The following is a 14,079-nucleotide window of genomic DNA, read 5'->3' as shown; positions in this document are numbered from 1 at the left end:
TCTGATTTAATAACTCTTAAATATATAATCATGGCAGAAGAAGCAAAAGAACAGTTATGGCCATTACCTAAATTTTATTTCCAAGTAAAAATAGGTGAAAAAGAAAGCTCCTTTCAGGAAGTTTCCGGATTAGATCTCGAAGCTCAGGTTATCGAATACCGACACGGAAACAGTAAAGAGTTTTCTACAATAAAAATGCCGGGAATTAAGAAATCGAGTAATGTCACCTTGAAAAAAGGCGTATTCAAAGGCGATCATTCTTTTTGGGATTGGTTCAATAAAATAAAAATGAATACAATAGAACGCCAAACAGTAACTATCAGTTTGCTTGACGAATCTGGAAATCCCGCACAAACATGGACGCTGAACAACGCTTGGCCAACAAAAATTACCGGTACTGATTTGAAATCCGATGGAAATGAAGTGGCCGTGGAAACTATGGAAATTGCTCACGAAGGAATAATTATCAGCTAATTTAATTGTATGTCAAATCAGAATTGGATGCTACCTGTTTCATTTCATTTTCAAGTAGAGTTTTCGGGAGAACCCAAAATAGGAATTATTTCTTTTAAAGAAGCTTCTGGATTCAACTTTGAGATGGAATTGGAAAATATAGCTGAAGGTGGTGTTAACGATTTTGAACACAAGTTGCCCAAGCAGATCAAACACAGTAATCTGATACTTAAAGGTGCAGTTATACTAATTGAAAATGAGTTGATCCGATGGGTTAATCAAACCTTTGAAGGTAACTTTAATCAACTAATCACTCGTAGAGATGTAAAAATATCACTTTTAAACGAAGAACATGAACCTGTATACAACTGGATCTGCAACAAAGCCTATCCCGTGAAATGGGAAGTAGATTCGTTGGATTCTGAAAAAAACAGTGTTTTGATAGAATCGTTCGAATTGGTTTATGAGATCCTTAAAAGAGTATAGGCATGACAATAATAATCAAAGAAATATACGTAAGAACAACAGTAGAAAAGCATCCAACAGATCCAAAAATTACAGAAAAAGTGATTATTCAACTCAAAAAACAAATACTGAAAGAACTGCAGGAGAAGAATGATCATAAAACAACTTGGGAAAAAGAACGGTAAGCATGAATGAATTAGCTAAAATGACTATATATGCCTTTGAGAAACAAGATTTTTCAGGAGCGAGTAAATCAGAATACATTTTACAGGTAAATCCCGCTGTAATTAAATATAAAAAAGAGATTGCACTCACATCTAAAGGTTCACTGGGCGGACAGTTTAGAGCTCCTAAATATGCTGGGCATAAACCTGTGGAATTCAGTTTCGATACAATACTGGATGCTACCGGAGCATTGGAGCCAAACAAGGATATTGTTAAAGAGATGGAAAAACTGGAAGCAGTCATGTATAATATGGATGGGGAAATCCACCGCCCGTACTATCTGAAAGTAAGCTGGGGCAGCTTTATATTCAAAGGAACGTTGAATTCTCTTGACTCCGAATATACTTTATTTACGCCTACAGGAAGTCCATTAAGGGTAAAACTCACATTTTCTTTTACAGGCTATATGGATAAATTGCAGGCTGCTAAGATAGAGAATAGACGATCGCCGGACCTTTCCCGATTAATCACCCTTAAGGCCGATGAAAACATACCTCAGTTGTGCGATAGGATATATGGAGATGCTTCTTATTGTACAGATATAGCAAGATGTAATCATTTGGTTAGTTTTAGAAATGTAAAACAAGGGACATCACTGATGTTTCCCGCATTAGTAAAAAAAGATGAATTCACCCAATAAAGCTTTAGACGGACAGTTGACTTATAAAATATTCAGTGAAGGAGAAGAAGTCAAAAGTGAATTTAGTTTAATGTCGTTTACTGTAAAAAAAGAAATCAATCGGATAGGAAAGGCATTATTTATTTTCGAAGCCGGAGATATGCCGAAAGGAGAAATACCTGAAAGCGATAAAGAAACATTTGCTCCAGGGAAAAAGATTGCTATTCATGCCGGATACAGAGCAGAAGATGTTGAATCGGTTTTTGAAGGTGTTATCATCTCGCATCAATTAAAAATACAGGGAGAGAATGAATGTAGTTTGTATGTGGATTGCCGGGATTATGCATATTTAACTACCCGTGTCAAGAAAGATAAGTTATTCAAAGATAAAAAAGATAGTGAAGTAATAACCGAAATTTTAAATAAATACAGTGCACTATCAGTAACAATTGAAACAACACAGACTAAATACAAAGAATTGTTCCAAAGAGCTTGTTCTGACTGGGATTTCATTCTATCCCGAGCGCAGTCAAACGGATTAATCATTATCACAGATGGAGAAAAAATTGATATAGGAAAACCTGAGCTAAACGGAGAAGTGGTATTGAAAGTAACCTATGGTTGGGATTTGATTGAGTTTGACGGAAAACTCAGTGCTACCCAACAAGTCAGTAAAGTAAAAGTACAGGCATGGGATATTAAAACCCAAAATCTGAAAGTGGTTGAAGGAAAATTACCTAAACTCAATAAACAGGGAAATTCAAGTATTGGTAAGTTAGCAGACGTATTAAACGGTGAAACAGAAATAATTTCCACAATTGGTTATATGGATGAAGCTGAACTACAGGCAATGGCTGATAGCCAGCTATTAAAAAACGGGCTTTCTATAATAACCGGAACTTGTAAATTCTGTGGAAATGCAAAAGCTCTTCCAGGAAAACTATTAGAACTGGATGGCTTAGGGGATCGTTTTAACGGGAAAGCCTTTATCGGATTGGTTGAACATGAATTCAATGAAGAGGGTTGGATAACAACTGTAGGAATGGGAATTGGCTCACAGAATATTACCCAAAAACAGGATTTGACTCTTCCTCCGGCAGCCGGGTTGCTACCGGGGATACAAGGGCTGTATATCGGGAAAGTAGTTCAATTGGATAAAGATCCGGACGGAGAATACAAAATTCTGGTAAAAATCCCGTTTCTGAATTCAACCTGCGATACAATTTGGGCACGTTTAGGAAATTTCAGCGCAAGTAATTCTTATGGTTCATTTTTCATTCCCGATATTGACGATGAAGTTATTTTAGGATTTTTCAATAACGATCCTCGTTTTCCAGTTATTCTGGGAAGCCTTTACAGTAGCAAACTAAAGCCCCCTTATGAGATAGATGCTGCAAACAAAATCAGAGCTTTTGTATCCAAATCTGAAATGAGAATCGAATTCGAAGAAGAAAATAAAACAATTACCCTATTAACTCCAGGAGGCAACAAAATCATGCTCAGCGATGATGCCAAAGGCATCATATTAGAAGACCAGAATAGCAATAAAATAGTAATGGACAATAATGGAATTTTGATAGATTCAGCCGAATCCGTTACTATAAAATCTAAAACGGATATCGAAGCAGATACAGCAGCTAATATGACCATGAAGGCCAAATCCAAAATATCTGTTCAAGGCCAAAATATTGACTTGAAAGCCAATGCAGCACTGACTGCCAAAGGTGTAGCTAAAGCAGAAATATCTGCGTCGGGACAAACGGTTGTAAAGGGGGCAATGGTAATAATTAACTGACCGTAAAAGGTTATTATATAATTCAGATTTAATTAAATAAAATATGCCACTAGCCGCAAGAATTACAGATATGCATGTATGTCCGATGCAAACACCGGGTATTCCTCCAATTCCGCATGCGGGAGGCCCAATTGTTGGACCTGGTGTACCGACAGTATTAATTGGAGGTCTTCCGGCAGCTACCATGGGAGATACCTGTACATGTGTCGGTCCTCCCGATACGATTATTAAAGGATCAGCAACCGTAATGATAGGAGGAAAACCTGCCGCGCGACAAACAGACCTTTGTGCGCATGGAGGTAGTATTGTTATAGGATGTCCAACAGTAATAATAGGAGGATGATATATGAATGACAATGAATCTTATATAGGGAAGGGCTGGACATTCCCTCCACGATTTATCAAGGGTTATGGAGCATCTATGGTCAGTTTGGAGGAAGATATAAAGGAAAGCTTACAAATACTACTTGGAACAACACCGGGTGAAAGAATTTTCAGGTACGATTATGGATGCAGTATCCGACAGTGGGCATTCGAAGAAATAAATCTTTCGACAAAAACCTTGATTATTGATTCGATACGACAGGCAATCATATCTTTCGAGACGAGGATAGATGTAGAGAATATTCATTTAGGAACTACCGACATATCCGAAGGTATTCTCTGGATCAATATTGATTACAAAGTAAGGCAGACCAACAATAGAAGTAATAAAGTATATCCGTTCTACTTCAAAGAGGGAACTAATTTATAACAGTTATGAGTAATGGTTTAAGCCAAATCGAACGTAGGCAGCGGATTGAATCGCTCAAACCATTTGCCGTGACAGAAAGTAACATACAGTCGCTTTTACGCCAGTCTGGCACTATTGCCGATATGATACGCTATGTTGATTCGAAAGGTGAATATGCCGGTTATTTCGACGATTTGCTGAATGAACTTAAGACCATTCGCGAATATGACATCATTCCTGATTTCTCGGGAAACATGGAGCCATCCCAAGCATTACTATACTCTTTTTTAGATCATTTACATAAGATTTTGCAGGCGTTTAACGATAGATGGAAAACCTTCCACCACCATTATTTTAATAATATTTTGCAGGTTGCATCGCAAGAACCCAAGGCGGACAAAACATGGATTTCGTTTGTCAAAGATATTCCGGGTGATATTGAACTCCTTCCAGGAACTCGCTTTACACATGATAATGCCAATCCTCAAAATAAAATATATTATTGCCTTACCGAAAAAATGGTTGTTACAGATGCTATAATCGATCAGGCTTATTCTTTACATTTTGTAAAGAATGCAGAAATATACCCGGCCAATTCGTTAGATGTTCCTGTCGTATTAAAAACAATTAACCTATTAACTGATAAACTTACAAACCGGATGCTTTTTGACGAAACAGGGAATCCGGAAATATCACACCCTTTAGGTATTCAAATTTCATCTCCATCCTTATTGCTAAGAGAAGGGGTCAGGTCTGTCTCTTTATCTTTTAAGACAGAAAATGTATCATCTTTTGATAATATACAGAATAAATTATTGAAGCATGTTCAAGAAAATGATGCTAGTTTGACAGATGAAGAAGCTTACAGATTACTTACGAATAAATTATTAAAAAACATTTTTTATTTGGAAATCAGCACATCTACTGGTTGGGAAAAGATTATCAGTACAAATGTAAATACTATATCATTAAAATATAAAGAAAATAAAAACGCACAGGATTTTCTGGTTATTTCATTCGAACTGCCAGACGATTTTCCTGCTACAACAGCCTGTAATCTATCCGGTCATCAAATAGAAACAAGATTTCCAACCTTACGAATCCTGCTTAATCATGATTCTTGGCTGTATCCATATTGCTGGATTAAAGACCTAAATATAGTCAAATTAGAAATTAAGATAAACGTTTCGGGGATTAGTAATATATCATTTTACAACGAACTGGGTAAAGTTGATAATTCAACCCCTTTTTCACCTTTTGGAATCAATACCGAACAGGGTTCTTATTTCACTATAGGTAATTATGAAATGGCACTAAAAAATGTGGAGAGAGCAGATGTGCTAATACAGTGGCAACAACTACCTGAAAACAAAGGAGGACTATCAGATTATTACAATGAATATAACCAAGCGATAGATAATTGTTCATTCAAACTTCAACCGCAATATTTGGCTAATTATAAATGGAAGATCGCTTCTGCTCAAAAGTCTGTTTTTCTATTTTCTACTAAAACAAAGAGTCAAAATGGTAATACCATGCCGGATAGGCAACTATCAGATGAAAGTCTGCTGAGCCAAATCGATTTAACAGAGATGAAACCACTAATGGTTTCAATGGTTTCAGAAGAAGAATATGATTATAACATTTTGTCTGAATCGGGATTTTTCAGATTTATACTCGAAGAACCGAAAATGGGTTTTGGCGAAAAACAATACAGAGCTCTTTTTCCCGAACAAATCATAAAGAGAGCATTGAAAAAGAGTAAAACGAAACTGCTCAACCCACCAATTACCCCTTTAATCGAAAGAGTAACACTATCATATAGTTCTGTAGATGTAATTGATATGCGCAAAAAAAACAATTGTTATTCAACCTTGTCGCATATTTATCCGTTAGGACAAATACCGGTTCATCCAAATAAAAATAATGGACCAATTCCTTTTCTGTATTCACTTGATACAGATGCTAATATCCTACTTGGATTGAAGAATATAAAAGGAAACGAAACTATCCGGTTTTATTTTGATTTTCTCGCACAGGATGGAGCAAAAGATTCCGTAGAAATGCCTACTGTTCAATGGTATTGGGGGAATGGGCACCATTGGGTAAAATTACCGGATGATTCGGTATATAAAGATACAACCAAAAATTTCTTTAACAGCGGACAGATAAATATATATCTTCCTGAAATTTCGAATGAAAATTTGCGCGATAAAAATGGGTTAGTCTGGTTGAGAGCAGGGATTGTTGATAAAAAAGAAAATATTTCCGGAATCAATCAAATAAAGACAAATGTAGCGGAGGTATATCGGGATAAAAAATTCGTAACCAACATATTGGATAAAAAATTTGTACTGAATACCTCCGAAATAAATATTCCGAAAATCAGCAAGATCGAACAGATGGCTCCTTTCAGCGAAGGAATTACTGAAGAAAATAAAGTCTGCAAAATGATTCGTATATCTGAACATGTCTCTCACAGGGGAAAAGCTGTTACTGCGAGGGACTATGAACGAATAGTTTTGAATGCATTTCCTGATGTAAGTAAAGTAAAATGTTTGTGTAATTATGATGCGAAAGTTTTTGAAGAAAAGCCGGGAAAAATAATATTAGTAGTTGCTCCCGTAATATCTGATATTGCATTATCAAGCCAGCCTCGTATACCATCAGCCCGATTACTACAAATAAAGGATTATCTGAAACACAGAACTTCTATAAATGTAAAAGAAATAGATGTTATCAATCCTGTATATGAACAAATATTAGTTCGTTGTGAATTACATTTTGATAAAGTCAACTATCCCGAGATATCAGATGCTGTAATAAGGACCGATATCAGAGAGAGTGTGAATAAGCTGATAGCTCCTTGGCAATATACCGGTGGAACACCAATGTTTGGCCATTCTTTCAGAATAGACCAATTATACCTCCAAATCGAACAAATTCATCAAGTAAAAGATATTAAATCTTTATCTGTAGTTCAGGTTTATATAGATAAGGATGGGAAATACAATATCCAGGAATATACAAAAAGTACTGAAATTGTATTTCCTAAGTTCCGCCAAACTATACTGGTCCCCGCACAGAATCATACAATTGTTGTATTGGAACCGGATAATGCAGAAGGGGCGGTTGAGTTTGGCATTAATGAAATGGAAATAAATGAAAACTTTATAATATGCCGGCAAAAGATAGAAAAACATTAAAACAATATTTTGAACAAGGGAAGAAACCGTCTCAACAAGCATTTGATGATTTGATTGATTCTTCGTTGAATACCATGGATGACGGATTTATAGGTTCGCCTACAATCGGTATGGGACTTACCCCAATAAATGATGACGGTGTGATTATATCAGCTTTTACAAATAATACAGGGAAAGATGACGATAAGTCTTTACATTGGCAGGTGGCATTAAACAGAGACTCGGGCAATTTGGAAATTAGGCGATGCAAAGAAGGAAACATAGCTCCAGCAATGATAATCAAGCATGAGATCAGTAAATCAGAAAGTAAAAAATCTACCGGGCATGAAACTCAGTTCAATGGATTGATCAACTATCAAGGGAGAAAAGGCAGCTATATTACGGGTGAAGTACCAGCCGATGGTCGATGGCATGATATGTTGGGTGAAAGATCTGATTTGCAAGATGGTTGCTGGGCCTTTGAAATAGTTGCCGGATGCGGAGATCCGAATTGTGGTCGTCATGCCTTGTTGGTTGCTACTGCAATCCACTGTTTTGGAAGTCGCCCTCAAATAAAAAAGACTCGCTCTAACTACGGATTATGGGGCAACAGACTTTGCTTACGATGGGTTAAAATGGAAGGTGTATTTACCTGTCAACTTCAAATCAAAACTTTTTTTAAGTACAACGAAGGCACAAATATCAAATTTCAGATAGCTAAATTATGGGATAACCCATTAATGGAATAAGAATGTTTATACAAAAGAGAAATAAGGAAAACAATTCTTATAAACGGTTGCAGGAGGAATCATTGGAGATGCTGCAACGACTGAGTGGAAATCGTTGGACAGATTTTAACGATCATGATCCGGGAGTAACAATCATGGACATTTTGAACTATGCACTTCTTGAACTGGAATACTCCTGCGGATTACCATTAGAGGAATACTTCATCGATGCCGGAAACAAAAAATATTCAGATGAAAATATTGGATTATTTCCCCCAGAGGTCATTTTTGCTTCAACTATTGTTACACCCAATGATTACAGTTCTTTAATTCTGGAGACCTTCGAAGAGGTAATATCTTGTAGTATAACTGTTAATAACTCTTTGTACACTATTTGGCTCAAAGTTACGCCAAACTCAGATAAAAATCTTTTAAGAAGCGGGGTTGCTGCATTATATCATAGAAATCGTAATTTGTGTGAAAACGTTTTAGAAATTATAATTGAAGCATCGTTAGAACAAAAAGTTGATTCAATTCCTAAAAAAGAAGATATTACATATAATCCGGTTGATATTTCTCTAACATTTTCACTACAAGAGAATTTGCATCATCGTTCAGTTCAATACGATTTCCCCGATTGTTATGGTATCAATGAAAAAGGCTTAGCTCCGGATGCGTCTCCTGAGCGCAAATCTGCATCGTTGCAGTTAAAAGCATATTTGCTTATTTATGACTACCTATTGTCGGGAGCTAATCAGCAGATACTGTCAATCCGCCAATTAATGGAACTCTCTTCTAACGGTTTTTCTGAATTTCAGGCTGACGTACAGATAAAAGATATTGAAATATTATTGGATTGTACCAGACTGGAACAGGCTCAAGTATTTGATCAAAAGGATAAAGCACAACAAAAAGAATATTTTTTCGATTATTTGGACAGAATGTATGGAGAGGATACTTATTGTTATGTGAATAATATTCAAGACCCGATTGAACGAAACTCTCGGAGAGTTGAACTTATTCACAATATGCCAAGAATGAATACTATTCGCTTTCGCTCTTTTGATTTATTGGATACGGAAAGCAGATCCGGTATTGAGGAGTTTGTCTGCTTGCTTATGGGAAACCTATCAAATAAAGTTAACGAAACATTTTATGTAATTGAACATATTCTTTTGATAGATGAAAAACAAAATCCGGGCGAACCCAATAAACTGACAATCGTATTTCCAGACTGGATAGATCAATTCAGACAACAAGAAATGTATATAGAACTATTTAAAGATCGTTTACCCGCACATATTGCGGTTGATCAGCAATGGTTGAATCCTGAAAAAATGACTTGGTTCAAGAGAACCTATTTCAATTGGCGTAGTGCCTGGGCAACTGACGGTAGTGTTAAGATAACGGATTATTCTAATGAAATAAGAAACTTATTATCGATACAATGAATAAGATCGGCAGAATAAAATTCGACTTTTCCATGCAAAACGAGCAATTTGCCCAATCGCTCTATAGCCGTTGGGATACGTTCTTTGCTCAAAAATTCGAACATATTGCCGATGAAATATTAATCCGTCATGATATTCAATCCGATTATATTGAAATAAAGCAATTGGATATTGAAATAGGAACGTTACTCGAAGATGAGTTCGATGAAAAATTTCCAATAATCCTCAGGGAAAAGATGGAAGAGGCCTTATTGAAATGCTTACACCATCCTCAGCAAGCACAAACCATTGTCAAGAAAATAAGTCATTCGGAAAGTATTTCTGATCTGCTTTTTTATTTTCTGCTTCACGGAACATTACCATGGCATACTCCGACTCCATATCGGGACATTCAGACCCTCTTCATGGAGGTGTTTAAAACCAAATCTGAAGATCTGAAACAATTTCTGCAAACATACGGACACTATTCCGGATTACAAGAACGTCTTACCTATCAGTTAGGAGATCAAGCATTAGAAGCTGGAACCAGCTTGCTGAAATCGGCTGAAAGTATTTTTATTTGTAGCTATGTGCGATTTTTAATCAATCGGTACAAACAAATAGAAAATCCAGTTATCCCACTTACTGAACATCGTCACCTTGTATGGAAAATTGTATACAGTTATTTATTGAATGATGCTGGCTCTCATTTCAACCGGAAAACCTTTTTGGAGCATACCATTACCCGGTTAGCCACAGGGCATAATATCACTTATGACTATTTATTGCAAATTATTGCATCCGAACTTAAAAGCCATTCTTCAGAAATACAGCCATCAACAAGCTTATTATCTCTTTTACTGGAACTAAAACAAGCATGGGAAGAAAGACAATTACAAAAGTCAAAATTGAATATACCTGAATATTGTTCGGCTTTACTTGAAAAGCTCAGAGAAGACTCGGAGAAAAGTTTAAGTGATGAAGAGATAGCGGCTTTTAAGAGCATACTTACCAATAATGAGGCTTGCCTCTTATTCCTTCAATCGGTAAGTGACAAGGAAATAGAAAAATTACTTCAAATCTTCATCCCGCAAGAAAGGGCATTTGTCTTTTCTTACGTTAAAACTTTTGAGAATTTCTGGGATGCAAAAAAATTAATAAAGAAGGCAGGTTTGAAAATACGATTATCGCTGTGGTTGGTAATCTTTTCCTTGTTGGCAAGCGATCCAGCATGGAAGTTCAATCGTCAATATTTTATTTACGAAGTACTGAAAAGAATAGTTACTCATTACACTTTAGATATGAGTTTGGTTTTGACCTATTTTTCTGAATATATTCAAAAAATTGGCTTGAAGAATGAAACAGCATATATTATCAATGGATTAAAAACAAATCTTATAAAGATAAAGGATATGAATAAGGAAGAAAGAAGAAATAGTGGTGAAAAAGTGAAAAAAGACAAGATGCATCCCAGTTCATTATCTGATAAAGTGAAGGCTGAGGAAAAAGCGAATGCTGGCCCTTACCCTACAAAACCAAAAGAACAGGCAAGCATATACATCAATAATGCCGGATTGATTCTTATTGCACCGTTTTTATCCCGCTTGTTCGATCTTTTATCTTTTATAGAAAATAAAGAATTTAAAGGTAAAGATAAACAAATACATGCTGCTTTTTTACTACAATATCTTGTGTTTGGTAAAAATAAGGACCTATATCCCGAACACGAATTGGTATTGAATAAGATTCTCGTTGCATTGGATAACGAACAATCGATACCTCAAACAATAGAGTTAACCGAAGAAGAATGCTCTCATGCAGAGTATTTGTTAAAAAGTGTACTCCAACATTGGGAGAAACTAAGAAATACCTCATTGGCTGGACTTCGGGAAGCTTTCTTGCAACGCGAAGGCAAATTGGAATTTAAAGATGACAGTATATTACTCACTGTAGAATCTAAAGCGTATGATGTATTATTGGATTCTGTACCGTGGAATTTTCGTACTGTTAAGTTTCTATGGATGAGACAGGTGATACAGGTTAGATGGAGATAATACCATTTAGATAATTGACTGAAATTAGTGACTTTAAATATATTAAAAGATGAGAACACAAATCCGACAGCCCAACAAACAGGAATTGCGTGTGGTACAAAATAAAGCGAAAGCGGTAAATCAAGCTTCCTTGAGTACTGTATTGCAGCAGTACTGCACCGTTCAACGCGAATCTGTAGATGAGGACGAGAGTATTTTGCAGGGAAAGTTTGATAATGTTGTTCGGCGACAGGAGGCCTTGTCTCCCGTTCCAAATCAGACAGGTCTTCCTAATAACTTGAAATCAAGTATCGAAACCATGTCGGGTTATAGTATGGATGATGTCCGTGTGCATTATAATTCTTCTAAGCCTGCACATTTGCTGGCATTGGCTTACACTCAGGGGACAGATATTCATGTTGCTTCCGGACAAGAAGAACATCTCCCTCACGAAGCATGGCATGTGGTGCAACAAAAACAAGGACGGGTACAACCTACCATGCAATTGAAAGGCGTGAATGTGAATGATAATGAGGAATTGGAGAGAGAGGCCGATGCGATGGGAGAAAGAAGTTTATCAAATGTATCTGCAATTCAATTTATAAAAACACAAAGAAGACGCCCTATAAAAAGGAGATCTATTACCGATGCTGATGGAGATTACATTCCATCTGGTGAAAGAAATAAATACCGATTTACTTTTTCACGAAAAATAAGGCGATTAGTTTTAAATAAAGCTCCAATAGATGCTTCGGGGAGAAGGCGTTGCCCTGTTTGTAAAAGATATTTGACGAATCGTTTTGGAATAGAACTCAAAATTCCTTACACGAGTAAAAGTGGTAAAAAACATCGTCGAGTTACAGCAGATTTAGACCATATTATTCCTTGGTATAAAAAACTCCCTTCTTTAACTGGTAAAACAGCGGAGCAAATAAAACAAGAATATTCTAATATTGATAATTTACGACCATTGTGCTGGAAATGTAACCAGAACCATAAACATGAAAATAAAAAAATAGATAACCCTACAGATCTCGATGATGGTTATAATACGGATACTGAAGAAAGGAAAGAAATGTATGAAAAGCTAAATAATGAAAAATGATTGATTTCCTCCGGCAAATAATCCAAATATCTTTTTCCCTCTACTTTAAAGAAGGAAACAGGATAAAAAAGATCCCATCATTTAAAAATGAATGGTTCCAGTCTTTTATCCCACAAAAACAGGCAATCACCTTTGAAGAGCAAGTTATTCTATCACTTGCATTGATGCCTCACCTTAGTTCCGAAACACTTGATATTTTCTTTTTCAAAAACAAAGACTATGATCGGTACTATACCGAATTTGGAGGTTGCCAAGGCTCTTTACATGGAGGTTTTCTCCCCACAGGACAGACTGCTGCATTCTTACTGACCCAGTTAGCGAAAATTAGGAAAGAATTAGAATCATCTATTTATTATTTATTCAGCAAAGAACATTGGTTTTATAAAGAAAATATCCTCAGGTTGGAAGGGCAAGGTGAAGGAGAGCCATTTCTGAGTGGGCGGCTTGTTGTTTCGGGTGAAGTGTTGGCAAAAGTACTTTTCCAAACCAGCTACGAACCGGAATATAATTCTCAATTCCCTGCCAAACGAATCACTTCGCCCTTGGAATGGAACGACTTGGTACTTCCCTGGCATTTACACGAAGAACTAAATGATATCAACCAATGGCTTCAACATCAATCAGAAATACGCAAATCTTGGAATCTCAACCGGATTATAAAACCAGGCTACCGTTGTTTGTTTTATGGCCCACCGGGCACAGGAAAGACATTGACAGCTGCTTTACTGGGTAAACAAAACAGTATGGATGTGTATCGTATAGACCTATCTATGATTGTGTCCAAATATATAGGGGAAACAGAGAAGAATCTGGCTAAAGTCTTTGACAAAGCCGAACATCAAAAGTGGATACTGTTCTTCGATGAAGCCGATGCTTTATTCGGTCAACGCACCGAAACCAAATCATCCAATGATCGACACGCCAATCAGGAGGTAGCTTATCTGTTGCAACGCATCGAAGATCATTCGGGAACAATAATACTAGCCTCTAATCTGAAAGAAAATATAGATAATGCGTTTTTTCGCCGTTTTCAGTCGATAATCCATTTTCCTATGCCGGATCAACATTTGCGTTACGAATTATGGGAAAAAATGATTCCTGCCGAATGGCTTTCGGATGTCAAAGGGAATATACTACAGGTTGCTTCTCGATATACCTTATCAGGAGGTAGTATTGTAAACGTTATACAGCAATGTGCAATAAAATTATACAATAGTGATAACAAATATTTGGACGCTGATATATTAAAGGCATCCATTAAAAGAGAAATTCAGAAAGAAGGTAGAATAATAGATATTGAAAGATAAA

General features: G+C 36.4%; 13 protein-coding genes. All 13 read left to right on the top strand.

From position 1 onward, the window contains the following. The first annotated feature begins 30 nt into the window (after positions 1-30). Genes GGR21_RS12310 through GGR21_RS12250 form a run of 13 tightly spaced genes read left to right on the top strand, consistent with a single transcriptional unit; the run spans position 31 to position 14,078 of the window. A complete protein-coding gene (locus GGR21_RS12310; RefSeq protein WP_183307531.1) occupies positions 31-474 on the top strand; it encodes a phage tail protein in 444 nt (147 codons plus the stop codon). 9 nt (positions 475-483) lie between these two features. Then, the gene (locus GGR21_RS12305; RefSeq protein ID WP_183307530.1) at positions 484-939 is read left to right on the top strand and encodes a phage tail protein; all 456 of its coding nucleotides are present in this window, start codon (positions 484-486) and stop codon (positions 937-939) included. Between the two features lie 2 nt (positions 940-941). Continuing rightward, positions 942-1,103: a hypothetical protein gene (locus tag GGR21_RS12300; RefSeq protein ID WP_183307529.1), complete on the top strand. Its 162-nt coding sequence runs from the start codon at positions 942-944 to the stop codon at positions 1,101-1,103. Between the two features lie 2 nt (positions 1,104-1,105). Beyond that, a complete protein-coding gene (locus GGR21_RS12295; protein ID WP_183307528.1) occupies positions 1,106-1,783 on the top strand; it encodes a CIS tube protein in 678 nt (225 codons plus the stop codon). Beyond that, positions 1,767-3,557 (top strand): type VI secretion system tip protein VgrG, encoded by a 1,791-nt coding sequence (gene vgrG / locus GGR21_RS12290; protein ID WP_183307527.1) that lies wholly within the window; start codon positions 1,767-1,769, stop codon positions 3,555-3,557. The genes GGR21_RS12295 and vgrG overlap by 17 nt, the downstream gene beginning before the upstream one ends. A gap of 43 nt (positions 3,558-3,600) precedes the next feature. Beyond that, positions 3,601-3,900: a PAAR domain-containing protein gene (locus tag GGR21_RS12285; RefSeq protein WP_183307526.1), complete on the top strand. Its 300-nt coding sequence runs from the start codon at positions 3,601-3,603 to the stop codon at positions 3,898-3,900. A gap of 3 nt (positions 3,901-3,903) precedes the next feature. Next, positions 3,904-4,311: a GPW/gp25 family protein gene (locus GGR21_RS12280; protein WP_183307525.1), complete on the top strand. Its 408-nt coding sequence runs from the start codon at positions 3,904-3,906 to the stop codon at positions 4,309-4,311. Positions 4,312-4,316: 5 nt separating this feature from the next. Further along, positions 4,317-7,496: a hypothetical protein gene (locus tag GGR21_RS12275; protein ID WP_183307524.1), complete on the top strand. Its 3,180-nt coding sequence runs from the start codon at positions 4,317-4,319 to the stop codon at positions 7,494-7,496. Beyond that, positions 7,469-8,224 carry a hypothetical protein gene (locus tag GGR21_RS12270; protein WP_183307523.1) on the top strand — a complete coding sequence of 252 codons (756 nt, stop codon included), beginning with the start codon at positions 7,469-7,471 and terminating at the stop codon, positions 8,222-8,224. Before GGR21_RS12275 ends, GGR21_RS12270 begins: the two co-directional genes overlap by 28 nt. A gap of 2 nt (positions 8,225-8,226) precedes the next feature. Then, entirely contained in the window at positions 8,227-9,654 is a 1,428-nt protein-coding gene (locus GGR21_RS12265) for a hypothetical protein (protein ID WP_183307522.1), read from the top strand. Further along, positions 9,651-11,687 carry a contractile injection system tape measure protein gene (locus GGR21_RS12260; protein ID WP_183307521.1) on the top strand — a complete coding sequence of 679 codons (2,037 nt, stop codon included), beginning with the start codon at positions 9,651-9,653 and terminating at the stop codon, positions 11,685-11,687. The genes GGR21_RS12265 and GGR21_RS12260 overlap by 4 nt, the downstream gene beginning before the upstream one ends. A gap of 49 nt (positions 11,688-11,736) precedes the next feature. Further along, positions 11,737-12,771 (top strand): eCIS core domain-containing protein, encoded by a 1,035-nt coding sequence (locus GGR21_RS21045; RefSeq protein ID WP_183307520.1) that lies wholly within the window; start codon positions 11,737-11,739, stop codon positions 12,769-12,771. Then, positions 12,768-14,078 (top strand): ATP-binding protein, encoded by a 1,311-nt coding sequence (locus GGR21_RS12250; RefSeq protein ID WP_183307519.1) that lies wholly within the window; start codon positions 12,768-12,770, stop codon positions 14,076-14,078. Before GGR21_RS21045 ends, GGR21_RS12250 begins: the two co-directional genes overlap by 4 nt. Position 14,079 lies beyond the last annotated feature (1 nt).

Origin of the sequence: Dysgonomonas hofstadii (assembly GCF_014196915.1) — a bacterium.
Classification (GTDB): domain Bacteria; phylum Bacteroidota; class Bacteroidia; order Bacteroidales; family Dysgonomonadaceae; genus Dysgonomonas; species Dysgonomonas hofstadii.
This window is presented reverse-complemented; position numbering and strand designations above follow the sequence as displayed.

What these genes read in the sequence shown, in the direction of transcription:
- GGR21_RS12295 (WP_183307528.1), top strand. Translation starts at nt 1,106, where the DNA reads ATGAATGAATTAGCTAAAATGACTATATATGCCTTTGAGAAACAAGAT.
- GGR21_RS12275 (WP_183307524.1), top strand. Translation starts at nt 4,317, where the DNA reads ATGAGTAATGGTTTAAGCCAAATCGAACGTAGGCAGCGGATTGAATCG.
- GGR21_RS12265 (WP_183307522.1), top strand. Translation starts at nt 8,227, where the DNA reads ATGTTTATACAAAAGAGAAATAAGGAAAACAATTCTTATAAACGGTTG.
- GGR21_RS12305 (WP_183307530.1), top strand. Translation starts at nt 484, where the DNA reads ATGTCAAATCAGAATTGGATGCTACCTGTTTCATTTCATTTTCAAGTA.
- GGR21_RS12310 (WP_183307531.1), top strand. Translation starts at nt 31, where the DNA reads ATGGCAGAAGAAGCAAAAGAACAGTTATGGCCATTACCTAAATTTTAT.
- GGR21_RS12280 (WP_183307525.1), top strand. Translation starts at nt 3,904, where the DNA reads ATGAATGACAATGAATCTTATATAGGGAAGGGCTGGACATTCCCTCCA.
- GGR21_RS12285 (WP_183307526.1), top strand. Translation starts at nt 3,601, where the DNA reads ATGCCACTAGCCGCAAGAATTACAGATATGCATGTATGTCCGATGCAA.
- vgrG (WP_183307527.1), top strand. Translation starts at nt 1,767, where the DNA reads ATGAATTCACCCAATAAAGCTTTAGACGGACAGTTGACTTATAAAATA.
- GGR21_RS12300 (WP_183307529.1), top strand. Translation starts at nt 942, where the DNA reads ATGACAATAATAATCAAAGAAATATACGTAAGAACAACAGTAGAAAAG.
- GGR21_RS12260 (WP_183307521.1), top strand. Translation starts at nt 9,651, where the DNA reads ATGAATAAGATCGGCAGAATAAAATTCGACTTTTCCATGCAAAACGAG.
- GGR21_RS21045 (WP_183307520.1), top strand. Translation starts at nt 11,737, where the DNA reads ATGAGAACACAAATCCGACAGCCCAACAAACAGGAATTGCGTGTGGTA.
- GGR21_RS12250 (WP_183307519.1), top strand. Translation starts at nt 12,768, where the DNA reads ATGATTGATTTCCTCCGGCAAATAATCCAAATATCTTTTTCCCTCTAC.
- GGR21_RS12270 (WP_183307523.1), top strand. Translation starts at nt 7,469, where the DNA reads ATGCCGGCAAAAGATAGAAAAACATTAAAACAATATTTTGAACAAGGG.